Consider the following 25,432-nt stretch of genomic DNA (forward strand, 5'->3'; position numbering starts at 1 on the left):
TGAACTGGCAACATGTCGACGTTCCTGAATATCTGATCAATCCTTTGACAACAGATTTCAGGAAAATATCAATCGGGGTGGTGAAAGGCAGTTAGTACATTATTTCGATGAGTTTGATGTGTACAATCTCCGTTCACCCTGAGCGGAGTCGAAGGGTGATTGGCACAATATGCAGGGTATGGAGTTTACGCCTTTCGACTCCGCTCAAGACGAACGGAGTCTGGAAGTCAATAAAGGAACCCATCAATCGCATTGAAACCGTACACCATCTCCGTTCATCCTGAGCGGAGTCGAAGGGTGTTTGGCACGATCTATCATGGGCCGGAGTTTGCGCCCTTCGACAGGGTCAGGACGAACGCAGTGCAGAGGCTTATGATAACGGCAACCCGTCAAACTCATTGAAACCATGGACTAGCCTCAAGTCATAACACAGGAGGTCTGCCCTTTACGGACAAACACATCCAGCCAGCACCCACGAGGCTCACAGGATTTGATTGCCTCTATCGCCAGCTCAGCCCCCTGAACGGCAATACTGTCTATATCCTGTCGTACAGTGGTCAGTGAATGATAACGATCATCATCAATGCCATCGTAACCCACCACCTGCACATCATCCGGTACCCGCTTACCGGTATCCGCCAGTGCCATGGAAATACCTGTGGCGACAATGTCAGAAAAGGCGACAAATGCATCGGGCTTAATCCCCGATTCCAGCAAGCCACGTATACGGCGATAACTGTCTAATGCAGGCAGACCGGTATCCACTGAAATTTCTATGGCTTCCGAGGGAATAAGCCCTGCTTCCAGCATCGCCCTGCGATAGCCCTGGTAACGCATGCACGAAACCGCATGATCACTGTGCAGGCAGACGTAATAAATAGTACGACAGCCATTCCCGAGCAGGTGTGTGGTTGCCAGAAAACCACCCTGTTCATCATTGGAAGCGACCCAGAAATGCCCCTCCCGCACATCACCAATACTCACATAGGGGGCTTCCTGCTCCTGAACCTTCTGATAGCGGGGATCTTCATGGTGCAACCCAATGCCAACATAGGCCTTGGCCGACGTCATCAGCTCACCCTCCGGAGAAAACTTCACCCGCTTGACCCGGTACCCCTGCCGCTCCAGCTCAATCTTCAGCGCTTCATACACTTTTAATGCAAACGGCGATATGGTTCCCAGATCCAGCCCCAGCACAACCCCCACTACAAAGGCATTCTGCCCGTGCAACTGCCGGGCCATATAATTGGGTTGATAGTTAAGCTCATGGGCCGCGTCCAATACCTTCTTGCGGGTACTGTCTGAAACGTATTTTCCGCCATTGAGCACCCGACTGACGGTTGCAATGGATAATCCTGCCAGCGCCGCCACCTGGAGAATGGTTGATTGCCCAGACACTTGATTCCTTCCCCAAGGGATTTATCCCTATATCAAATAACTGACATTGATTCGAAATATCACCAACCTTGGTAATATATTTTGTTTACAGTGTTCACAAAAAGACACAGATCAATATTTAGCCAAGTTCTTCTAAAAACCTTTTCATATTGCTCTTCACCCCACAAATGCCAAAGAATTTCACAGCCAAAAAAACGTCAACACGTTGTAATGCCTGCTGACAGAGTCTGGACGATTTATTTCGTTTCAGGGGGGACTGCAGCATGCAAGATGGCGAACACACGACAACACATTTGAAGGAATTTGGTTGTGACCAAAGCAAGACTTCTGCCACTGGCTGGTGCTATCGCTGCCGTACTGCTTTCCGGTACGGCAATGGCCAGTGAAACCACCACTGAAACTCTGAATCTGAAGCCGACTGATATCCTGACCGATGGCTGGCAGGTAAACGGTTATATCCGTGCTGGCTGGCGGGTGAATGAAAACGGTACATCTACCGGTAATGAATATGGCAAACCTGACTACAATGTAGCAGGTACAACTGGCAAGAATGCTAACCAGGTTGAATTCAACGTCAGCAAAAACACCACTTTCCAGAATGGTGTGTGGTCGCAGCTGGGTGTGCGTGCTGAGTACGGTAATGGTGACTCCAGCTTCTATTCTTCCACAGGCAGCGAAGACAGCAACAACGATGGCGAAGGTAGCTTTGAAATCAAAGAAGCCTTTATGCGCTTGGGCGGCTTTAGCTATTTGCCAGAAAACGCAGAAATCTGGGCTGGTCGTCGCTTCCTGAATCGTGAACAGGGTTTGCTCTCTGGTGAATTCTGGAAGCAGTCTTCCGGTGTTGGGTTTGGTTATGAGCAGAGCGGCAACGGTATCGCTGTTGTATCTGTAGATCCGGGTGAAAAGTCTGAAAAACCAGAAGGCAAAACCATCCACTCTTTAGATCTGTATAGCTACAACCACGAAGCGCTGGGCGGCAGCTTTAACTTTGATGCCAAATTCATGATGGCTGGAGATAAAGACAAATACGCAGATAACGAAGCCACTGACGGTATCGGCCTTGCTCTCACCTATAAGCGCGACTACTACGGACTGGATGGCTGGACTGCGACTGCTCTGGCCTATGGGAACGGTTTGGCCGCCAACCGAGGTGTAAACTTTGGCCAATGGAGTGGTGGCACATCAACGGTTGATAGTGATAAGGGCAACAGTATCTTCTTCACATCCTACGGTGTCATGAACATTAATGATCGTTGGCAGTTAGCTACTGAAATTACGTATCTTCGTGGCGAAAAAATCTGGGGGTTAGGTTCTGATACCAAATTTGATCCAGATAAGGAAACAGCCAATGACGAAATTTATTACAAATCAGAGGGTGACACTGTCGATCGCCTTCTCATAGCTGCACGTCCAACTTACAAAGTTAACGAAAATTTCCGCTGGGAATTCACCGGTTCATACGGCTACGAGAAAGATTATTGGGGTCACCGTGAGGTAGACGGGAATCTTGTAGAAGGTGGTGCAAAAGCTGAAACAACCTTCTACACTGCTGAAATTGCAGCTGTATTCACCGTTAACTCAGACTACTTTGGTCGTCCACAAATCAAGCCTTTCATCACCTACATGGTTCGGGATGCGGACAATAAGTACGAAGATCAAAAAGGCTGGGGTGATGAGTTCGACAACGATGACAAAACCTTCCAGTTCGGTGTAGAAGCAGAAATCTGGTTCTAATTCCGCCAGCTATCTGTTGTTGAATCCCCATGCACAGCATGGGGCGCTTAATCTGACCAACCGCAAAGCGGTGCAATGCGGTTGGTGCCGTGAATATCAGTGTTCTGTGCTGATGGCGGGAAGAATTTCTCGCTCCACTGACACCGGTAACCCAAGGCCTGAGCCAGGTGATGCATGCCTCACCTTTTTCCATCCTGGGATTCACCCCGGGCAGTCCGGTAGTGGTCTCACCATCCGCGCCTGGCATCCTGATGCCGAGTGCATCGAGCTTGTGCAGGAAAGTACGGGTAAATCACTGGGCAGAATGAACCGACTGGCCAATGGTTTTTTTGAGCTGAGTTTTCCCCAACGGAAAAAAGTCTTTTACTATCTGCTCAACATCACCCTGAAGGACGGGACAGAAGAACTCCGCTTTGACCCTTACCAGTTTGGCGAGTACACCCTTTGCCAGCAGGATATCGACCCGCTCCATCTGTACCGACATCTGGGTGCTCTGAAAGTGGAACACGCCATTACCCGTCAGCGCAGTGTTTCAGGCGTGTTGTTCAAGGTCTATGCCCCCATGCCCGTTCCGTCAGCGTGATCGGTGATTTCAACCGGTGGGATGGTCGCTGCCATCCCATGGCCAGTGCTGATGACGGTATCTGGCGACTGTTTGTACCGGGCGTTGCTGAAGGTACCCTGTATAAATATGAGCTGCACGATCAGAATGGTCAGCTGCTGCCGGAAAAAACCGACCCCTTTGGCCATAAAGTGGAACAGTGGCCGGGCCTCGCCTCCATTGTACAAACGGAAAGTACCTTTACCTGGTCCGACAGCCAATGGCTGAACAAACGTCAGCTGAACCATAACAAACCCATGTCGGTTTATGAGGTCCACCTGGGCTCATGGAAAAAATCGAACGACGATGGTTTTAAAAATTACCGGGAGCTGGCCGACGAACTGATCCCCTATATCCGGAAAACGGGCTTTACCCATATCGAATTACTGCCCATTTCCGAACATCCTCTCTACGAATCCTGGGGCTATCAGCCGGTTGGGCTGTTTGCCCCCACCAGCCGCTATGGCACACCGGACGACTTCCGCTACCTGGTTGACCAGTGCCACCAGCACAATATTGGTGTGATTCTGGATTGGGTTCCCGCCCACTTTCCACAGGATGAACACGGCCTGTTCCGTTTTGACGGGACCGCTATTTATGAATATGAAGACCCGCAACGGGGCTGGCATCCGGACTGGAAGTCCTGTATCTACAATTACGGTTCGCCATGGGTACAGGATTTTCTGATCAGTAATGCCCTGTACTGGCTGGATGAGTTTCATATTGATGGCCTGAGGGTGGATGCCGTGGCCTCCATGCTCTACCTGGACTACTCCAGAAAACAGGGCGAGTGGACACCCAACCATCTGGGCGGCAATGAACACCTTGAGGCCGTCGCCTTTTTGCAGCGCCTGAACACTGAAGTTCACCGGCTGCATCCACACTGCATGATGATCGCCGAGGAGTCCACCAGCTGGCCCTGTGTATCACGCCCCGGACACCCACAGAGCCTCGGCTTTGATTACAAATGGAATATGGGCTGGATGCACGACACTCTGGCCTATATGAAGCGGGACCCGATTTATCGTCAGCATCACCACCATGAAATGACCTTCAGTATGGTCTACGCCTATAACGAGAACTTTGTGCTCTCCCTCTCCCACGATGAAGTGGTTCATGGTAAAGGCACGATCCTCACCCGTATGCCCGGGGATGACTGGCAGCGCTTTGCCAACCTTCGGGCCTATTACGGATTTATGTTCGGGCACCCCGGTAAAAAGCTGATGTTTATGGGCTCCGAGTTTGGTGTGACCAACCAGTGGAACCCGGCAGAAAGCCTGAACTGGAACCTGTTGGAGCAGGGCCCTTACCACCAGGGCATGCTGACGATGATCAGTGAGCTGAATACCCTGTATCAGCGTTACCCGGCACTGCATGAGCTTGATTTTGATCGCAACGGTTTTCGCTGGCTGATACTGGACGACCATGGTCAAAGTGTTTTTGCCTTTTACCGAACAGACAGCGCAGGTAAAACCATTGTCGTTATCAGCAATATGACACCATTTGTAAGGCATGATTACACCATTGGCGTTCCGGCAAGTGGACAATGGCAGGAAATCTTTAACAGCGATGACCAGCGCTTTGGTGGCAGTCATATTGTCAACGGTACCGTCTCAACCCGGCCAGGAGAGTGGCATAACCAACCCCAAAGCATCAGACTGACTTTGCCGCCACTGGCGACTATTATGCTGACCGTTGACCGGGAATAAAGCCCATAGCGAGAAAAAGCTCCCGACACATACTGATTCCTTCGATCCCGTGTGTATTACAGAAATCGCTCAATCCTCCGTAAGTATCTTTCCCATGCTTTTAGGCCCTTTGGGTACTGCGTGGGAATGCATACCGGAGCCTGCAGTATGGAACAACCTGTTTCTGCCCGGAATCACCAGAGTTTAATGGGGGTTCTACATTTTCGGAGAAGTTCGGTATACATTCCCTTCCCACCTGGCTGGCAGCCTGGAACATTTGTAGCAAGAACTCACAGTAATTCCGGTACTGACAAAAATAAAATAATCATCCTTATTTACATCTACATTTGTATTCTGAATTTTGTAAACTCGGAAGCTCTGAAATGACCCCCGTGCTCACCTCATGCGTAACCATGACGCCACCGTCTGATTTGGCTGCTACTGATAGCGGCCATGGCCCGGAACGGGGTTCGTCCTGGCCGGGCTTCTGGAGTGTCAGCAAGTCAGTGGCTCAATCCCTTCATCCTGACTTTGATCCCGGGCAACGGACTGATCAGCCCGGTAGCCCATGGATACAACTGAAGATTCAACCTAAAGAGCTGGCCCTGCGTCTGGTCCAGAAAGCCATCCCCGTCGATAGCTACCTGAACACCATTAACCAGGTGGCCATGGCCTGTCTGGCGCTGGCCAGCCTGCCGGTTTGTGGGGGCCAGACGCCAGAAGACAGCAATCCTGGAACCAGTAAAGAACCACCTGGCACTGCTGCCTCAACCGTCCCGCCGGGCTGCAGAGACGAGCAGATTCCTGTCCAGAGCAATGCTGACCTGGCCAAAATCGGGAATAAGCCATGCTATCCCCCCAATGGCAAGTACGAACAGATTGCTGATATTGATGTCGAAAACCACTCGCCCATCCCGGGCTTCACTGGTGAGTACAACGGTAACGGCAAGAGCATTAGCAACCTGAACAACTGCCTGTTCTTGCTGGTGAAAGATGGGGGAGTAGTACGTGATGTGGTGGTCAAAAATGCCAGTATAAGCATAAATGACCGGCGATCTTACGGTAATAAGGGCATTATCGCCTGCGAAGCCAGCGGACACTCACTGTTGAAAAATAACACAGTGGAACATTCTGATTTCAAGTTAGTGAGAGGCGGCCAGGGTATGATGATGGGGATGCTGGCGGGAGAGATCAGGAACAACTCAAAACTGGAAAGTAACCAGGTCAAGAACTCGGCGATGAATGTAAATACAATAGGGCTACGTTCTGCCTCTGCAGGAATATTAACCGGAAGGGCCAGAGGATCTGCTTCCCTGGACAGCAACTCGATTGACCATTGCAATATCACAGCAAGCCACAAAGAGAGCATTTTCTGGAGTGAGAGTGAAACGTTCACTGGCCTGATAGCTGGGAGCATGGACGATAACGTCACTGTCAGTAACTCGAGACTCACCAATAACCGGCTGGTAGATAATACGCGATTGGTCAACGCCGGAGGTGTCGCAGGGTGGGCGTCCGGCACAACTATAGAGGGTACCCATGCCATCAATAACAGCATGCTTTCGCAGATATGGTTCGCACCAGACCCAAAGATTGCGGTAGTGGTTGCCAATGCAGTTAAATGCCGTATTAGCGATACCACCGCTATCAATAACCGCCTTGAATTAAAAGAAGGTTATGGGGAAACTTCATGGGAAAGTGCACCCGCTACGGGAATCGTAACAGCAAGTTGTGATCAAAGTACGATCAAAAATACTCTGGCCGAACATAATGAATTGTTCTCCGTAGGCAAGGTAGCCGTTGCCACCGCCTATATTGAAGATAAATGCGAGATCCGTAATACCACTGCCAGAAATATCAAGATTGAAGCCAGACAAGGTGACAACGATCAATCTGCTGCGGCGATTGCTGCGGCCAGCTTTGGAACAAAAGCGTTCTACAACAATAAGATTAGCCAGACAACCGCTATCGATTGTCAGATATCAGCTCAAGGAACAAATGGTTATGCCGCAGTGGGAGCTGCCTATCGAGGCAGGGGTTATGTAACCATCAGCGATACCACTGTCTGCAACAGTAACATCAAGGGTACTCACGCAGGCATAGCCGCTGGCGACACTAACCATCCATTTACTCGCACCCTTGCCTGTAAAACCACACTCAACACCCGGCTGGAAAATTCTGGTTGCGCTGAGGCAAACTGTCCGAAGGAAAGTACTGACGCTCCTCCCACACAACTCAACACGACCACCACCGCTGGCAGTTATCAAGCAACAACTGACGCCTTATCCTCACCTCTTGAAACACCGGCCAGCAGCACTACAACTTCAGAATTGTCGAGCTCAACTGTTGCGCCCTCGATTTTCTCAACATCAACAACATCACAACTGGCCAGTTCAGCAACTTCACCAACAGCTCTGTTCTCAGGCAGAGATCAGCCAACCACTGTTGATCGACATCTGTCGCTCAAAACAGTAACGGCTGCACCACGTCAGCCACTACCATCTGCCACTGTGTCTTCTTCATTGGTTAATGGAACCAACGACCACACTATTTCACCCCTGAACAACGACGAAGTGGATGCAGGTATTCCGGTTCCTGCCCTGGCCGGATGGGTAGCAGCGGGGATTCTCACGGGTGGCATTTTGCTGTATGCCTGCTACCAGTGGTACCAGGGCTATCAGCAAGGGTTAACGGGCAAAGCGTTAGCCCTGCGGCCCATGACCCGGATCAGAGATGCGATTTGCTGTCACCCAAAAGCGGATAGCCTGGAACTGGTTTCTTTGCAGCCGTCTGATGTCTGACAGTAAAATCGGAACCGGCAGCCTGCCAACAAACGTCAGACTGATTGTGATGAACGCTGAAAAGTGTATCTTCCCAGTAACTTGCGCAGCGGTTCGATATGCATTCCCACGGGGGCCGTGGGAACAAGGTGGCTGTATAATAGAGCTTGTCTGCAATAGAGTGGTTGTACGTGGTTTACTTTGCCGCTTACCCTTTAATGATCGTCAGGTTTTTTTCATTTTCCACATCAAAAATATGACAAGCTTCGGTATTCAAATTGAAGCGCATTGTGCGACCAATATCAGCTGTGGTAATGGTATGGTCGTTCACTCGAGCAATCAGCTCATTATCGCCTACTTTGAAATACAGATATTTCTCATTACCCATATTCTCGACAACCGTCAACATGCCTTCAACCGTATTAACAGCATCACTGTCATTTGCCAGGGAGATATGCTCAGGGCGAATACCAAAGTAAACCGCCTGATCAATCTGCTCCTGCAGCAATACCTGTTTGGCTCTTGGGATAAAGCACTTCACCCCCGGTGCAAGTTCTACAAAAAGTCCCGCATCCGATTTATGAATAACCGTTTTTACCAGGTTCATGGAGGGAGAACCAATGAAACCAGCGACAAATTTGTTAGCCGGGAAATTGTACAAGTTGGCAGGGGTATCCACTTGCATGATTTCACCCTTATTAAGTACGCAGATTCGGTCACCCAGTGTCAGTGCTTCTGTCTGATCATGAGTAACATAAATCATGGTGGCAGGGTTACCTTCCTCCTTCAGACGCTGGTGCAGCTGGGCAATTTTTACCCGCATGGAAACACGAAGCTTGGCGTCCAGGTTTGATAACGGTTCATCGAACAAAAACACATCAGGCTTGCGCACAATGGCACGGCCAACAGCAACCCGCTGTCGCTGACCTCCGGACATCTCTTTTGGCTTGCGGTCCAGAAGATCGGTAATTTCCAGTTTTTCTGCTGCCTCTTCAACCGCCTGGCGAATCTCCTCTTTCGACTTTTTCTGCATTTTCAGGCCAAAGGCCATATTGTCAAAAACGGTTTTATGGGGGTAAAGCGCATAGTTCTGAAAGACCATGGCAATACCCCGGTCCTTGGGAGGCAAGTCATTCACCACGCGTTCACCGATCCGGATTTCGCCGTCGGTGATGCTTTCCAGCCCTGCAATCATGCGTAGCGTGGTGGATTTTGCACAGCCGGACGGACCAACGAACACCATAAACTCGCCGTCATGGATATCAAGGTCAATACCATGAACCGCCTGAAATTCATTGTCATATTTTTTTTCAACGCTTTTTAAGCTTACGTTAGCCATCCGGTCATTCCACAGATAATCTTTCAGGTAACAGGGTTATTCAGCACACTGGGCAATCGCAGCCAGTTTCGGCTTGCCTTCAGCATCAACCTGGAAGCCCCAGACATAAAGGCCGGATTCGGTGAAGTTGATGCGGGTATCTTTCATAAACCCACCACGAATTAACTTACCTTCCTGTCCGACGGTCAATGCCCGACCACTCACGGTGAATTGTGGTTTCCAACCCATACTGGCAAACTGGAAGTTCACCGGGCCCGCCTCATTCTCCATGATGACCTGATAAATGCCATCCCCCTTGTAAGACATACGACGATGCTCCTGGTGCATCCACTGCCCATCGGAGAAAGTGCCAGTAACGTACATGGGCGGACGAACAGGGCCACTACCGGCAACATCAGGCAAATTACAACTGGCAACGGGGCTGGTGCTGACCGCTGATGCAGCAGCCGTATCATTAGCAGGATTTCCGGCACAACCAGCCAGAGTGGCAGCAAGGGTAAGGGTTGCCAGGACTTTGATTTTCATATTAACTCCATAGCGACAATGACCAGTCGCCAACGTAGATAAATAACAAAGACGTGTGTTTTTTATTTAAAATAAAGTTTCTGTCGTATTTTTCCGAACCAGCTCGCTTCGCCGTGGGCTTCACGCTCCGGTTTTTGCGATTTAACGTTCCGGGTTGAAATCATTGGGGCTTTACCCTTTGACAGGGCATTAAGCGTAGCCATTGATTTCATATATCGTTGTGCATCTCTGGCAGGATAACCAAACAGCTTGCTTCGTGGTGGGCAGGAACGGCTGACGCCTGACTTGCCCTGAATCACCGTACCATCGCCAATATGCAGATGACCGGCAATGGCACTCTGCCCATGCACCGTAACCCGATTACCAAGGATGGTATGACCGGCAACACCGGATTGTGAAATGATCAGGCAGTGCTGGCCTATACGACAGTCGTGGCCAATCTGGCAAAGGTTATCAATTTTGCTGCCCCGGCCAATAACCGTGTCTCCGAGAGTACCCCGATCAATGGTGTTGTTGCAGCCAATGTCCACATTATCTTCAATAATGACCCGACCAATACTTTCCAGCCGTTCATATTCGCCAGAACTATTGAGCATGTATTCAAAGCTGAAATTACCGATGGAATTATTGGAATCGATGGTCACATTATTGCCAATCACCGTCCCTTCCTTAATGACGGTATTGGCATGTATGGCAACATTATCGCCAATCACTGCGCCATTATGTATGCGAACTCCCGGCATAAAATGGCAACCTTTGCCGATGCGGGCATGTTTGCCAATGAATACACCCGGAATAGTGGACACATTCTCCTGATCCAACAGGTGGTATTTTTCAGCTTTGTAGTAACGCAATAGATGGTTAAGCAAAGTAACATCCAATGCATCAATCACTATTTTTGCCGGTGCCTTGATATTGCCTATGGCTGCAGGTCCAACCACAATGGCTGCCTGGCAATGATCAATAAACTTGAGGTCATGCCTGGAGAGCACAATAGCCAGGGCATCTGGCCTGCTGGCCGATACCGGGCAGATACTGTCTACTGTGATGTTGCCATCACCAAACAGACGACCGTGGAGTTGTTGAGCAATATCAAGGGCGTTAAGCATGGGATTTATACCAGATTAAAACCTGTAAAGAGCATGGGCGTAAAATTTGTGGCTATCCACTTTCTTGCTCAAGCCTGCTTCCCTGGGGTCATTAGTGGTCTCTTTTTCATAGGTATATTCATACTCGGCCTTAACCATCCAGTTCTCACCCAGATCGGTCTCGTAACCAATAGAGGTTTTGACGACGTCCTTAAAGTAATCCGGACCAGCGCCTTTGTCGGTGGTTTCGTTTTTTGTGAACCGGGTTGTCAGGTAAACCAGACCAGCATTATCTATGCTGTAACGAATAGTCGGTTGGATGTATTTCTCAGTAAACTCATACTTCTTGACCCCGCCGGCATGAACGGTCTCATTATCATCTTTGACCTGGTAGAACAGCTCCAGCTCGAACTGAAAGTTGCCGTAATTCTTATAGGGCTTGAACATTAAGCTGTAGCCCCCCTCATCGGTTGTCCCCCAACTACCATTGTCAAAACTCAGGTCCAGGTATTCAGCCGATGCATAGAAACCAGCGTTGTAGTTATTATTCCAATAAGTCAGGTATGGTCGAATGATTTGCTCAAGAGAGTTTTTTTCGTGGTGATTAGCAGAGCTTGATACAACTTCACTGGTAATGTATTCCGCTTCATAGCCCAAACCCGTTCCCCAGCCACCACTCAGGGCAAAGGGCCGATCAAGTAAGATCAGGTGCTTTAGAGAATCTTCATTCTCATAGTAACCTTTGGCACCGGAAGTATCGTAATTTTTCTGCTCCCGGCTCATGGTTTTTAATGAGTAGTTAGCGCGCAGGCCCAGATCCTGAATATTTAAAAACACATTACCAATTTCATTGGTAATGATTTTTTCCTTGATTTCACCGTAGCCCCAGTTTGTGGTTGTTTTTGTCTCATACTCGATTGATGAACCAAAGTGACCAGACAGGTTTATGCCTTCATTGCTGGCAGATAAATTATCTCCATTATTTGCCTGACGCAGGAAATCAGTAAATTCATCGGCTGATGCAGCACCCGATAAACCGATAACATTAGCAATAACAACTGATAGTAACTTTTTTCTCATCAGGAATCCCCAAGTGGCAAATAATCTGGCAATTATTCAATTGAAGTAATGCAATCCAAAAATAACGGACAGCTAATAATGTAACCTTTAGTTACTTACAACTCTTCAGTGAAAAAATACGAACAACTGCAACAAGGTCAGAGATCGAAAACAATCGGAAGTCATAGAATGACAACCCTGTAATTCAACAATTTGAGTCTGAAAACATATAACCTGCAGTATGTTCAACAATGTGTTTTTGTGGTGTGATTAAACGCCTTTAGTTCAGCTTTTACAATATGAAAATATTGATCTGAATCAATTTAATCATTTTTTCTCAAATAAAATTTATTTATAAACAAAATCAGCAACAAAATGAATGATTAACCATTGCGCCATTTTTTCTTTTGATTAAAAATGTGGTATTCCACCATGTACTACCCTGTGAATTGTGATTGAGTAGCCAACAGTATGAAACCTCTTTATAAAAATCTGGCGTTCACGCTTTCGTTACTGTCTGCCAGCATTGGGTCCGCTGAACAGTTGATACCTGAAAAGAATGCACAACTGCTCATCTGGACCGATGAGCTGGCCATGGATTATATGGACTATGCCACCGAGGCGTTTAACGAAACCTTTGGCTACGATGTTCAGTTCCGGTTCCGACAACTGGCGCCAATGAACAGTGCCGGACGCCTGATTCAGGACGGTGGCACCGCCCGGGTTGCTGATGTCGCCGAGATTGAACACGATATGCTGGGCAAATTAGTCGTCAGCGGCGCGGTTATGGAAAACCTGGTCAGTGCCGATCGTGTTGATAAAGAGTTTATTTCCAGTGCTGCCTCAGCAGCCAAAGCTGATGGCAAAGGCTATGGTTTTCCCGTCAGCTATGCGACAACTGCCCTGTTCTATAACAAAGACATCCTGGCCGAGGCACCAGAGACCTTTGAAGATTTGATTGCGTTCTCCACCACATTTAACAACCGAACTGAAAACCGTTATGCCCTGCTGTGGGACGTACAAAATTACTATGAATCCCGAATGTTTATGTCCATGTATGGCGGCTATGAATTTGGCAAGGCAGGATCCGATGCAGATGATATCGGGGTAAATTCCGAAGCGACCAAACGCGGCCTTGCCGCCATGCTTAAATTGAAAACAGCCAATGACTCGAACCCTGTGGATATGCGCAACACCCAGGTGCGTCGAGGCCTGTTCACTGAAGGTAAAGTTGCCGCCATTGTTGACGGTCCATGGGCAACAAAAAGCCACCTGGAATCGGGAGTTAATGTTGGCGTCGTGGCGATGCCAACACTGGAAGGAAAGCATCCGCGCACATTCTCCACAGTAAGGCTGGCAGTGGTCTCCTCTTACACAGAGTATCCCGTTGCCGCACAACTGTTTGCTGACTTTCTGGCGTCAGAAGCCATGTTGAAAAAACGGTTCGAGATGACCAGATCCATCCCGCCACTGAATCATCTGATGGCAGAAATCGCCAACAGTGCAACGGCTGATGAAGCAACCAAAGCCTTTATTGCCCAGGGTTTTTATGCCGATGCCATGCCCTCCATTCCGGAAATGGGCTATGTCTGGTCTCCCATGGCTAACGCCATTACCGCAAGCTGGGTCAATGGCGAAACACCGGAAAAATCATTGGATAACGCCTTAATGGTGATCAAAGAGCAGATTGCTTTCCAGGAATAACAAACACCCCACCCTGATCAGGGACATTATTTCGGAATAACTCCCGGGCATGGTGGGATTGACGACATCATTATTGACGGCAACTGATTAATACTGTTTAGGAGGGGCTATGGATATAGCCATGGATCAGCCCAGGGTGGCTAACAAGCTACCACCTCTGTCGGTTTTTCTGATGGGGGGGACCCAGCTGTTAAACCGACATTATATAAAAGGGTGTTTCTATCTTTCAGTGCAGATAGTGTTGGTACTTTTTGCTGCTGATTTACTAACAGCCCTGGAAGGCTTTATCACCCTTGGTGATACCGCACAACATCGCGTGGGTTTCAAAATCATCCACGGCGACCACTCTATTCATATGCTGGTTGAAGGGGTACTTGCCATCTTTCTGACCGTGGCGTTTCTTGCTGCGTACCTGCTGAACATTAAAGATGCCGTTAACATTACCCCTTGCACCATCGGCTTCAAACAGCAGTTGCGGGCCTTTTATGATGAGCATTTTGCCCTCATCATGTTAACCCCGGCGGGGATTGCTGCACTGGCATTCATTATTTTGCCAATACTGATTACCGTACTGGTTTCTCTCACCAACTACGCAGCACCAGCACATATTCCACCAAAAAACCTGGTGGACTGGGTTGGGTTTAGAAATTTTCTGTCCCTGTTTGAGCTGAAAATCTGGTCAAGCACTTTGCTCGGTGTCGGCAGCTGGACGGCGATATGGGCGGTTTGCTCAACAATATTCACCTTTGGCTTTGGCTTTGTTCTGGCGCTTGCCCTGGCTAATCGGGACATCGCCGGTAAAAAGGTATGGCGCGTTATATTCATGCTGCCTTACGCCATTCCGGCATTTGTCAGCCTGCTGATCTTCCGCCTGCTGTTAAATGGCATTGGTCCGGTAAACTCAATCATTAATGGTTTTGGCATTGAGTCCATTCCTTTTTTATCGGACCCCGTGCTGGCGAAAGTGACGGTCATTGCCATCGGTGTCTGGGCCGGAGCCCCCTACTTTATGCTCCTGATTGCCGGTGCCCTGACCAATATTCCCAAAGAACTCTATGAAGCCAGTGAAGTTGATGGTGCCAGCCGGTTCCAGCAGTTCAAAGAGATTACCCTGCCCATGATCCTGCATCAGGTAGCCCCTTCGCTGGTCATGACCTTTGCGTTCAACTTCAACAATTTCGGTGCGGTTTATCTATTGACGGAGGGTGGCCCCATTAATCCGGAATATCGCTTTGCCGGCCACACCGATATTCTCATTACCTGGATTTACAAGCTGACCCTGGACTTCCAGCAGTACAATATCGCTGCCGTGGTTTCCATCATCATCTTCCTGTTCTTGTCACTGATTGCCATTTGGCAGTTTAGAAGGATGAACTCCTTCAAGACCGATGTGAGTATGCGGTAATGAACAAACTGATGCATAAAGCCGGTGTTTTCGCCGTATACCTGTTGCTGGCCATCAACGCTATCCTGGTGCTTGGACCCATTGCCTGGACCGTGATGGCGTCGTTCAAGCCGGGGGTAAACCTGTTTAGCAGTTCGTTTACCGACTTTTCCTTTACCCTGGATCACTACCGGGCCCTGTTTACCGATACCCCATATCTGCAATGGTATGCCAACACTTTTGTCCTGGCCTTCAGCAATATGGCCATCTCCATCATTGTGGTGACGATGACGGCATTTATCTTCTCCCGATACCGGTTCAAAGGTAAACGCAATGTCATGATGGGGATTCTGGTGATCCAGATGTTCCCGGCGTTCCTCTCCATCACAGCGATTTATGTGTTGCTGTCCAAGCTGAACCTGATCGACACCTTTACCGGGCTGCTGTTTGTCTACGTCACCGGCTCATTACCTTTTATGACCTGGCTGGTGAAGGGCTATTTTGACGCGATCCCAACGTCGCTGGATGAGGCGGCCAAAATAGACGGCGCCGGTCATTTGACCATTTTCTTTGAAATCATTTTGCCATTGGCCAAACCGATACTGGTCTTTGTCGGGCTGACCTCATTCACAGCCCCCTGGATGGACTTTATTCTGCCCACACTGATTCTGCGCAGCGAAGAAAAAATGACGCTGGCCGTGGGCATTTTCCAATGGATCGCCTCTAACTCCGCAGAAAATTATACCCTGTTTTCGGCCGGTGCACTGTTAGTGGCCATTCCTATCACCCTGTTGTTTGTCGCCACCCAGAAGCACATTACTGTTGGCCTGGTCAGTGGCGCGGTTAAGGAGTAACCCCTGAAAATGATTACCTTGAGTGCTCTGGTCCATAACCCGAAAAGCGCCATGTGCTACGCCCGCGATAATAGCACCCTGCATGTTCGCCTGCGTTCAGCCAAGGATGAAATCGAAAAAGTGACCCTCTGGATCGGTGACCCCTATGAGTGGGCAGTCGGAGGCCTGGACGGCGGTAACCTTGGAGGCAGCGATGCCCACGGCTGGACCGGCGGACGTGAAATCCCCATGACCGTCGAGGCCGAAACGCAACATCAAACCTGCTGGCTGGCTGAGTTCACCCCACCCAGGCGTCGGGCACGCTACGGTTTTATTCTGCATTCGAAAAGCACTGGCCAGAAGATACTGTTTGGCGAGCGAAAAAGTGTTGATATTACCGATACCAAAGTGGCAGAAGTGGAACTGAGTAATCTCAGTAATTTCTTCTGCTTCCCCTATATCAACCCCCGTGATGTCCTGGCAACGCCGGAATGGGTACAGAAAACCATCTGGTATCATATTTTTCCGGACCGTTTTGCCAATGGCCGACCGGACATATCCCCCGCTGGTACGATGCCCTGGGGCACAGAACCAACGCAGGATAACTTTATGGGCGGGGATCTCTGGGGGGTAATCGATAAACTGGATTACCTTCAGGACCTGGGCATCAATGGCTTATATTTCTGCCCGGTGTTCACCGCCAACGCCAGTCATCGTTATGACACAGTGGACTACTTCAATGTTGACCCTTCCCTGGGTGGCAATGAAGCTTTTACCGTATTGGTAAAAGAAGCCCACCGTCGTGGGATGAGAGTGATGCTCGATGCTGTGTTTAACCATGTGGGTGATCAACATCCGTTGTGGCTGGATGTTGTCGCCAATGGCAAGGCGTCGCCCTACCATGACTGGTTCTGGATTCGCGAGTTCCCGGTGTATGAAGACAAGCCCCGTGAACAGTGGGACTACCAGAACCTGCGTTATGAAACCTTTGGCAATGTGGCATCCATGCCCAAACTGAACACCGAGAACGAGCAGTGTCGTGCGTATCTGCTGGACGTTGCCAGACGCTGGGTTGAGGATTTTGATATTGATGGCTGGCGCCTGGATGTGGGTAATGAAATTGACCACGACTTCTGGCGTGATTTCCGCCGGGTGGTCAAATCAATCAAACCTGACTGCTATATTCTCGGGGAAATCTGGCACGACGCCTCAGCCTGGCTTGGTGGCGACCAGTATGATTCGGTAATGAACTATCCGATGACCCAGGCAGTGCTGGACTTTTTTGCCCTGGATCTGAGTAACAAGCAGGACTTCATCTGGGATGTGAACCGTTCCTACTGTGCTTACTCTCACACCGCCAACCAGGCGATGTTCAACCTGCTGGATAGCCACGACACTTCTCGTATTTTAAGTTTGTGTGGAGAGAATAAAGCAAGAGCCAGGCTGGCCTACCTGTTTATGTTTACCCAGGTAGGTACGCCCTGCATTTATTATGGCGGTGAAGTTGCCCTCAGTGGCGGGCGGGGAATGGGCAGCGAAGCCAATCGCCGTTGTATGGTTTGGGAGGAAGAAAAGCAGGACCTTGAGTTCAGACAATTTATCCAGGAGTTGATTGTCCTGCGCAAAAGTGAGCCTGATTTCAATATTCCGACCGTGCATTGGCTTGATGTTGACAGTGATCATTGTATTGCCTATCAACGTGGCCAGTGGCAAATCGTGATGAATAACTCTGCTGTTGCCCAATCGGTCAACCTGCAAGGTGAGACTGTCCAGCTAGCCCCCTATGGCTACAGGATGAGCAAGAGTCAATAAACAGACCAAAGCCTGCGCCCCTTAACTGGGGCGCAGCTGGGTCAGGAATATAACATTTTTGATGTATGGTTTTGCACGATGAGCACTACAACAGATTTACAAAAATATAATGATATTGTTCAACGTTTGACGACTTTTGGTTTCAGTAAAACGGATGCACTGGTTTATCTTGATGTGCTGAAAAATGGCAGGACCAACGGTTATCAGATTGCCAAATCGTTAGGCATGACCCGCTCAACCATTTATTCATCCATAGACAACCTGTACCTGCAAGGCTATCTCTACATGATTTCCGGCAGTGTAAAGGAGTACGAAGCTAAATCACCTGACGTGATTCTGGCGCAAATCCGGGAAAAAACCATTGACGATATTACAGTCCTGAAAAAAGAGCTGGCCGTTTTATCCCGTTCAGAGGAAAAACCCTTTTTTTTCAATCTGTCAGGGTATGAGAGCCTGATACTGAAAATTAAAGAACTTATAAACGACAGTAAAAACGAGCTTTATATTAATACTGACTTTGATATCACTCTGTTCCAGCGTGAGCTGCAAGAGGCTATTACTCGAGGAGTCCGGGTGATTTGCTTTTCATTTAACCAGATGCACTCTCCGGTTGAAGGCATTGAGTTCTTTTCACGTTCCCATATTCCAGAGCATGACTTCCCCTCTACCCGGTTCATGCTGGTCCGCGACACACTGGAAACACTGGTATTTTCCAATTTGACTGAGGCTCAGGGCATCTACACCAATGAGAAAACTCTGGTAAGAATCATCTCCGAGCATGTTCACAGCGATATCTATCTATCGGGATTATTAGGGGATAAGCCCCTTGACCTGGTGAACATCGCCATCAATACCAACCATGAACGACAGGCACTATAAGCTCCTTTGCCACTCCCTGTTATCTGCAATTTAATCACGAACCCAACCCCCATGACTGAAATGACCAATCCTGTTTTACCCGGCAGCTTTCCTGATCCGTCCATTTGTCGCGTCGGTGATGATTTCTATATGGTTAACTCCTCGTTCGAGTATTTTCCGGGGCTGCCCATTCACCACAGCCGTGACCTGGTCAACTGGGAACTGATTGGTCACGCCCTGGATCGACCGGAACAGTGTCAGGGGCCGGTGTTTCTGACCGATGTACAGTCCGATGGCGGTATTCATGCGCCGACTATTCGATATAAAGACGGTGTCTTTTATCTGATAACCACTAATGTCTATATACCACTGGAGGCACCAGCAGATTTCAATCCCTGTGTGAATTTTATTCTGACAGCGACAAATCCTGCTGGTCCCTGGTCTGAGCCTAAGGTGATCAGCGGCGCACCGGGCATCGACCCCGATATTTTTTTCGACGATGACGGCAAGGTGTGGTACGTGGGAACCCATAGCCCGAGTGATCCAGCCTACCCCAGTGAAGGTGAAATCTGGTTGCAGGAGCTTGACCTGGACAATACCGCCCTGATTGGTGAGCGTTACTTTCTATGGCGGGGCACCGGCGGAGACTGGGTGGAAGGCCCTCATATGTATAAATACAATGGTCGCTACTATTTAATGACAGCAGAAGGGGGAACGGGGTTTTACCATGCCGTGACGGTTGCCTGCAGTGACGCTATTACCGGACCGTATAGCAGTAATCCAAGAAACCCGATATTAACCTCACGTCACCTGACCCACAATTACTGGGTAAACAGCACCGGCCACGGTGACCTGGTTGAGCTGGCTGATGGCCGTTGGTATATGGTCTGCCTGGGGATTCGTAATGACATTGCCAGCCGTTCCAACATGGGCAGAGAAACCCATCTGCTTCCTGTGGTTTGGGAAGCAGAAAACCCGGACAACCTGGATATGCTCTGGCCAGTGTGTGCTCCTGATACCGGCAAAGTGGAAAAACACCTGCCGTTACCGTTTCCGGGATCAAGTCAGCCTGGTAATGGTAACTTTTATGATGATTTTTCTGGCCAGACTCTGAAAAAAGAGTGGAGTTTTCGGCGACTGCCAGAAGCCAGTCACTTTCAGATTCTGCCAGAACAACAGCGCTTGAGAATCTGGCCGGGGCAACCTGTCCGGGAGCGTAGCCAATCCACCGTTATTGGCTTTCGACAATCACACAGCTATTTCAATTATCAGGCCACCCTGCATATATCGGATACCATGGGCAGTAGTGAGATTGGTATAGGGATATTGCAAAAAGACAACCATCATCTGTTACTGGGTGTCTCGCAAAATGATAATGGTCTTGATTTAATCGTCAAACTCAATGATGTGGTGCTTGCATCAGCGACCATTGCTGACAAAACAACAGCGTTGGAATTATTCGTTCATTGTGCTGAAAACGGGTACGACTGTGGTTATATAACCAATGGACAAAAAGTACCAGTGATAAACAGCATCCCGATTGATTCGATGTTATCCAGATACTACACAGGTGCGTTTTGCTGTCTTTTTGGCGTCAATCCAGAGGGTACATCTGAAGTATTTGCAGACTTCTCAGATGTTAAATTCCTGAATTAGCCAGTTGCGCTGCTTGCGGCCACCACCATGATGTGATGTGACCATCGAATGGAATCCGTTAGAAAGTCTGATGTGGTCGGTTCGCATGCGTACCCATAGTGCACAAAAGCCGAATCATACTTCTTACCCCAACCGCTATGCACTATGAAACCCTGATATCATGGTGCATGGCGGCCGGTTGGGGTGTTGACTCCTTCAGGAGCCGATCCCTGAGGAGAGTCCTTTATACAGATTTTCTGTTCAACATGTTTTTAATTAAGTCAATTCTTTATAAAAGTCTGTAATCGTTTACATAACCGGCGTGCTTTTCTGTTTGTTCCTGAAAACTAATAATACACGCCGTTTTTTCTGATCACGCTATATAGAGCTTCACACGCTATGGATACACCGTCTGCCACCCAGACCTATTGCCCCTCTCCCGGAAAAACCTTCCCACAGGGTGCCACTTTGGTTAATGCCGATCTTGTGGCAGTACCGGGTAATCAGGCGACAGGGGTTAACTTTTCTGTGTACGCCCCTAAAGCAGAACAACTGTTTTTATCGTTATTTGATGCACGGGGAAATGAAGAACAACTGAAAATGTTTCCTTCCGCTGAGGGCATCTGGCACCTTTATATTGAAGGTATTATCGAAGGTCAGCACTATGGCTTCCGGGCAGACGGTTACTGGTCACCCAATACCACGCCGCGCTTTAACAAGAACAAACTGCTGATGGATCCCTATGCCCGGGAAATCAGTGGCGATGTGCAATGGTGTCAGGACATTTTTGACTATATTTCAGACGACAATGGGCAATGGCTGTTCAACGAGCAGGACAGCGCCACCAAAATGCCCCGCAGTGTTGTGCGTGATGCTACCTTTGACTGGCAAGGCGTAACCCATCCACACACTCCGGACCAGCAGAGCATTTATTACGAAACCCACCTCAAGGGATTCACCAAAACCCACCCGGATATTCCGGAGAATATTCGTGGTACCTATCTGGGCATGTGCCACCCCATTACCATTGAATATCTGAAACACCTTGGCATTACTGCCGTTGAACTGCTGCCGGTGACCTACAGTACCAGTGAAGAGCGACTCACTCACCTTGGGTTATCCAATTACTGGGGTTACAACCCGCTGTGCATGATGGCACCGCACACACCTTATGCCATTTCCGACCCGGTGATTGAAATGAAAACCATGGTACGGGAGCTGCACCGCACCGGCATTGAAGTGATTATGGATGTGGTGTTCAACCATACCTGCGAAGGTGGCCATGGTGGTCCATTCCTGAGCATGCGCGGTCTGGCTGAAACCGACTACTACCATATGAACAAACACGACGGTGGCATTTCCTCGGAGAATTACAGTGGTTGCGGCAACACCATCAACTTCGACAGCCACCAGACTCTGCGCCTGACTATGGACGCACTGCGTCACTGGGTAGTGGAGTATCAGATCGACGGTTTCCGTTTTGACCTGGCCCCCACCATGGCCCGCCAGCACCGTAATTACAGTAAAGATGCGCCTTTCTTTTATGCCGTGAGCCAGGACCCGATTCTGAGCCAGGTAAAAATGATTGCCGAGCCCTGGGATATTGGGCCGGACGGTTATCATATGACCGACTTCCCCTCTGACTGGCAGTCCTGGAATGACCGTTACCGTGATACTTGCCGGAAGTTCTGGAAAGGCAGCAAAGGGGTACAAACTGAAATGGCCTGGCGTTTTTCCGGTTCAGAAGACCTGTTCAGTGAACAAAGTTATCTTGCCACCGTCAACTATATCTGCAGTCACGATGGCTTTAACTTGATGGATCTGGTTTCTTACAATCAGCGCCATAACCTTGCCAATGGTGAGGACGGGCGGGATGGTGACGAGCACAATTACTCCTGGAATCACGGTGAAGAAGGCGTCACTGACAACCCGGACATCAATAAAGCCCGCCTGCGCAGCCGGAAGAATCTGGTGGGCATGTTAATGCTGGCCAAAGGCTCACCCATGCTGTTAGCTGGCGATGAGTTCAGCAACTCTCAGGATGGTAATAATAATGCCTATTGTCAGGACTCCCCCATCGCCTGGCTGCACTGGGACTGGCTGCACAACACCGACTCTGACGGTGCACAAATGCACGATTTTACCCGACAAATGATGCATTTTCGTCGCAATGAACCACTGTTGACCAATGGTCTGGGCCACATAGAATACCAGTTACATTCCCCGAAGGGTGACGTCGTTGACCCTCTTTATTTCAGTGAGCGCCACTGTTACACCCTGACGGTTAAAATTCATGACCCGAATGATGCTGAAAAAGGTGCTATCTGGGTCATCCTGAACGCTGGCAAACATGTAGGCAGAGTATTGATTCCTGAAACCGGTCAATTCAAACACCGGACGGTTGTGGTGAATACTGACAAAGAGTCTTCTTTTATTCACGAACCGTCTGTTGATCAGTGCAGCTATGAAGTTCAGCCGCACAGCCTGATCATGCTTAAAGAGATGAATTAACAGGCAGGTCGGCCACTCCGAAGATGGGTTGCCGACCGGTTAATCTACACAATTACTCCGCACAGCGGGAAACCATCACCTGATCAATCTCACCACTGTCTTTGAACGTTAAGCTCCATACATAGCGTCCCGCCTCCGGTATCATCACCGAGGTATCGGTACCATACCCACCGTTTTTCCCGGCAGTTGCCTGCCCCGGCTTTTGTGACAGATCAGCAGCCGTGTATTGCGGGCTCCAGCTGGCTGTGGCGTACTGGAAGCGATAGCTGCCTTTGCGCTCATTGGTGACGGTTTGATACACGCCGTTGCCTTTATACTGAAAAGCCCGGGCTGGCTTGTGTATCCAGTTAGAGTCCGGAAAGCTGCCCACTACAAACAGAGTATCTTGTGCCGGGCCTGCTTCATTCACTGTTGGGTTGTCGCACTGGGCCAAAAAACCTTCGCCGGTCATCGAGCTGGCATCTCGTTTGTTGACCTTTGGTCCGGCTGCAACAGGCCTGGCAATGCGCAGGAATCGTGATTCAAAGCCTTTCATGCGAATGGAATATTCATTGTTTTTCGGGAAAAACACCTCTCCCGTGAGCAGATCCACCAGCCTCCCTTCGGAACCGGCTTCTGCCGTTGTCAAAGTGACCATTTGGAAAGCGCTGTCGGTGCTGACCATATAAAGCAGGGCATCATCGCCACTTTGCTTGTGATCGACGTAGACCTCTTTCTCTGCACGGATGTTAATGCGTTCACCTTCAGACAACGCCGGGTGTTTATCCCGCAACGTCATCAATGACGATACATAGGCTTTAAGATCACGCTGCTGTGCATTCAACTCAGCGGTTAACCCATCAATTTTGGCACTGGTACGTCCCGAGTGGTCATCACACACACCACGAATGGCGCAGTTATTATCCGGCTGCTTTTCAGAAAAGTCTGGCGTTTCATCACCAATTTCATCGCCGTAATACAAGGTGATGGGGCCCGTGTAGGCTGCCATAAATGACAGGGCCGCTTTATGCCGCAACCAGTATTCTGCATCGTCCGGATTGGCAATGCCGCCACGCTGCAGAAGGTCACCAAAGCGCACAACATCGTGATTACCCAGCATCAGGTTAGGTTGCGCATGGTTCGGATAGAGTGAGTGCAGGCTCATGCCTTCATCCAGCCAGTCACCGCCTTTACCACCCATACCGTTTTCATTCACTGCAAAGGTTTCCACCAGGCGATAACGCATGGGGAAGTCAAATGCAGAACACAACGCCGGACTCTCCCCGGTACCGTAGCCGACCCTCTGAATGGTGTTTTCTTCTTTCCAGATCTCCGCCACCATATAGCCCAATGGATTGACAGTTTCACCCTTGTGGTTCTGGTAAGTCACTGACTGAGAAGCTTCATCCACGGCTTTGCGGATTTCAGTCCAGGCTTCGGTGGGCACCTGATAGGCCTGATCCAGACGCCAGCCGTCTATTTTCAGCTCCTTCACCCACCAGGTGGCCACCTCCCGGTAAAATGGCAGGCTTTGGGGATAATCAACAGGATTGTGACTGCCAGAAGGCAGCAAACCGGACGGCGATGGCACGACACCGGACTGTTTATGATGGCCGAATACACCATCAAAAAATACATACAGCCCTTTGGCATGGGCTTTTTCCACCAGTTCTTTTGCCTGCTCCAGGGTCCCGAAGCGTGGGTCAATGGCAAAATAATCCGTCGCAAAATAGCCAGTGGCATCCAGCCGGTCATCCCAGTGTGATTGGCCTGCAACGGGTTCCGAGTTGAAGACTGGTGTCATCCAGATGGCATTCATACCCAGTGACTGGATGTAGTCCAGCGAATCAATTATACCCTGCAAATCCCCCTGGTGATGACTGGTACCGTAGCCGGTGCCGTGACCGGTTCCCTTTTCTCCATCCACAAAGCTTTCGACCATAATCTGATAAATTCTCAGATCGTTGGCTTTTGCCCGGGTGCTGGCGCTGCAGTCATAAGCCGGTGTCAGGCTGGTGCTGGCCTTAGACGCTGTATCAGGTGACTGACTGGCACAGCCAGTCACCAGCAAGGCAGAAAGCGCAGAGATGGCCACAGCCAATGCTTTTGGCTTCGTCATTGGGTCCTCCGATTGGTCACATTACATTGCTGAAAAGAGGATGGGAAAGAGATGCAAAATATTAGTGGCTGTTTCCCCAAAGTTGTATAACGACACAGGTCATGCGCCGCCCGCCATTATCGCTTTGAGTAGCTTCAATGCATTGATTTAAAGCATTTTTATTTTCTATTCAAAATAGTTGTAATCGTTTTCAGAGGTTTACAACAATGCGCAAAAGGTGAAATTAATTTACTTGACGCCTGTTTTTCACTTTGACACATTGATGTTTACTTATTAAATAACAACACATGGTTGGTGGTGTGCAATCCTATCTTTTAAAACATTTCAATCAGCACAAAGACTGAAAGCGTTTACAAAACAACAAACCATCTTTTTCCATTAC

Annotated in this window: 17 protein-coding genes; 11 read left to right on the forward strand and 6 right to left on the reverse strand. The window is 49.2% G+C overall.

Annotation, left to right across the window (positions count from 1 at the left end; all coding sequences use genetic code 11):
- Nucleotides 1–417: 417 nt before the first annotated feature.
- Complete coding sequence (locus ACO6UY_RS11650) at nucleotides 418–1,398, reverse strand: LacI family DNA-binding transcriptional regulator (protein WP_422447534.1); 981 nt, start codon at nucleotides 1,396–1,398, stop codon at nucleotides 418–420.
- Between the two features lie 309 nt (nucleotides 1,399–1,707).
- Between ACO6UY_RS11650 and ACO6UY_RS11655 the strand changes: the two genes are divergently transcribed.
- The 4 genes from ACO6UY_RS11655 (at nucleotide 1,708) to ACO6UY_RS11670 (ending at nucleotide 8,225) form a co-directional block, all read left to right on the forward strand.
- Nucleotides 1,708–3,135: a carbohydrate porin gene (locus ACO6UY_RS11655; RefSeq protein WP_422490005.1), complete on the forward strand. Its 1,428-nt coding sequence runs from the start codon at nucleotides 1,708–1,710 to the stop codon at nucleotides 3,133–3,135.
- Nucleotides 3,136–3,151: 16 nt separating this feature from the next.
- The gene (locus tag ACO6UY_RS11660; protein ID WP_422490007.1) at nucleotides 3,152–3,718 is read left to right on the forward strand and encodes a GlgB N-terminal domain-containing protein; all 567 of its coding nucleotides are present in this window, start codon (nucleotides 3,152–3,154) and stop codon (nucleotides 3,716–3,718) included.
- On the forward strand, nucleotides 3,715–5,445 hold the full coding sequence (gene glgB / locus ACO6UY_RS11665; protein ID WP_422490009.1) for a 1,4-alpha-glucan branching protein GlgB: 1,731 nt from the start codon (nucleotides 3,715–3,717) through the stop codon (nucleotides 5,443–5,445). Before ACO6UY_RS11660 ends, glgB begins: the two co-directional genes overlap by 4 nt.
- Nucleotides 5,446–5,837: 392 nt before the next feature.
- Nucleotides 5,838–8,225 carry a hypothetical protein gene (locus ACO6UY_RS11670; RefSeq protein WP_422447544.1) on the forward strand — a complete coding sequence of 796 codons (2,388 nt, stop codon included), beginning with the start codon at nucleotides 5,838–5,840 and terminating at the stop codon, nucleotides 8,223–8,225.
- 187 nt (nucleotides 8,226–8,412) lie between these two features.
- Here the strand turns inward: ACO6UY_RS11670 and ACO6UY_RS11675 are convergent, their stop codons facing one another.
- From ACO6UY_RS11675 to ACO6UY_RS11690, 4 genes are all read right to left on the reverse strand, one after another.
- Nucleotides 8,413–9,543 (reverse strand): ABC transporter ATP-binding protein, encoded by a 1,131-nt coding sequence (locus tag ACO6UY_RS11675; RefSeq protein WP_422447546.1) that lies wholly within the window; start codon nucleotides 9,541–9,543, stop codon nucleotides 8,413–8,415.
- Nucleotides 9,544–9,579: 36 nt separating this feature from the next.
- Nucleotides 9,580–10,068: a hypothetical protein gene (locus tag ACO6UY_RS11680; RefSeq protein WP_422447548.1), complete on the reverse strand. Its 489-nt coding sequence runs from the start codon at nucleotides 10,066–10,068 to the stop codon at nucleotides 9,580–9,582.
- Between the two features lie 62 nt (nucleotides 10,069–10,130).
- The gene (gene lpxD, locus ACO6UY_RS11685; RefSeq protein ID WP_422490011.1) at nucleotides 10,131–11,177 is read right to left on the reverse strand and encodes a UDP-3-O-(3-hydroxymyristoyl)glucosamine N-acyltransferase; all 1,047 of its coding nucleotides are present in this window, start codon (nucleotides 11,175–11,177) and stop codon (nucleotides 10,131–10,133) included.
- A 15-nt stretch (nucleotides 11,178–11,192) separates the two neighbouring features.
- The gene (locus tag ACO6UY_RS11690) at nucleotides 11,193–12,236 is read right to left on the reverse strand and encodes a hypothetical protein (RefSeq protein WP_422461453.1); all 1,044 of its coding nucleotides are present in this window, start codon (nucleotides 12,234–12,236) and stop codon (nucleotides 11,193–11,195) included.
- 450 nt (nucleotides 12,237–12,686) lie between these two features.
- Between ACO6UY_RS11690 and ACO6UY_RS11695 the strand changes: the two genes are divergently transcribed.
- From ACO6UY_RS11695 to glgX, 7 genes are all read left to right on the forward strand, one after another.
- Nucleotides 12,687–13,919 (forward strand): maltose ABC transporter substrate-binding protein, encoded by a 1,233-nt coding sequence (locus ACO6UY_RS11695; RefSeq protein ID WP_422461455.1) that lies wholly within the window; start codon nucleotides 12,687–12,689, stop codon nucleotides 13,917–13,919.
- Nucleotides 13,920–14,028: 109 nt separating this feature from the next.
- A complete protein-coding gene (locus tag ACO6UY_RS11700) occupies nucleotides 14,029–15,324 on the forward strand; it encodes a carbohydrate ABC transporter permease (RefSeq protein WP_422490013.1) in 1,296 nt (431 codons plus the stop codon).
- Entirely contained in the window at nucleotides 15,324–16,157 is an 834-nt protein-coding gene (locus tag ACO6UY_RS11705; RefSeq protein ID WP_422490015.1) for a sugar ABC transporter permease, read from the forward strand. Before ACO6UY_RS11700 ends, ACO6UY_RS11705 begins: the two co-directional genes overlap by 1 nt.
- 9 nt (nucleotides 16,158–16,166) lie before the next feature.
- Nucleotides 16,167–17,948, forward strand: a complete 1,782-nt coding sequence (locus ACO6UY_RS11710) for a glycoside hydrolase family 13 protein (RefSeq protein WP_422447560.1) — start codon at nucleotides 16,167–16,169, stop codon at nucleotides 17,946–17,948.
- Between the two features lie 78 nt (nucleotides 17,949–18,026).
- Entirely contained in the window at nucleotides 18,027–18,827 is an 801-nt protein-coding gene (locus ACO6UY_RS11715; RefSeq protein WP_422447562.1) for a TrmB family transcriptional regulator, read from the forward strand.
- Nucleotides 18,828–18,878: 51 nt separating this feature from the next.
- Nucleotides 18,879–20,462 carry a family 43 glycosylhydrolase gene (locus tag ACO6UY_RS11720; RefSeq protein ID WP_422490017.1) on the forward strand — a complete coding sequence of 528 codons (1,584 nt, stop codon included), beginning with the start codon at nucleotides 18,879–18,881 and terminating at the stop codon, nucleotides 20,460–20,462.
- Nucleotides 20,463–20,840: 378 nt separating this feature from the next.
- Complete coding sequence (glgX, locus tag ACO6UY_RS11725; RefSeq protein ID WP_422490019.1) at nucleotides 20,841–22,952, forward strand: glycogen debranching protein GlgX; 2,112 nt, start codon at nucleotides 20,841–20,843, stop codon at nucleotides 22,950–22,952.
- 52 nt (nucleotides 22,953–23,004) lie between these two features.
- Here the strand turns inward: glgX and ACO6UY_RS11730 are convergent, their stop codons facing one another.
- A complete protein-coding gene (locus ACO6UY_RS11730) occupies nucleotides 23,005–25,050 on the reverse strand; it encodes an alpha-amylase family glycosyl hydrolase (protein ID WP_422461461.1) in 2,046 nt (681 codons plus the stop codon).
- Nucleotides 25,051–25,432 lie beyond the last annotated feature (382 nt).

It is taken from the genome of Endozoicomonas sp. ALE010 (assembly GCF_049310165.1).
Lineage (GTDB): Bacteria > Pseudomonadota > Gammaproteobacteria > Pseudomonadales > Endozoicomonadaceae > Endozoicomonas.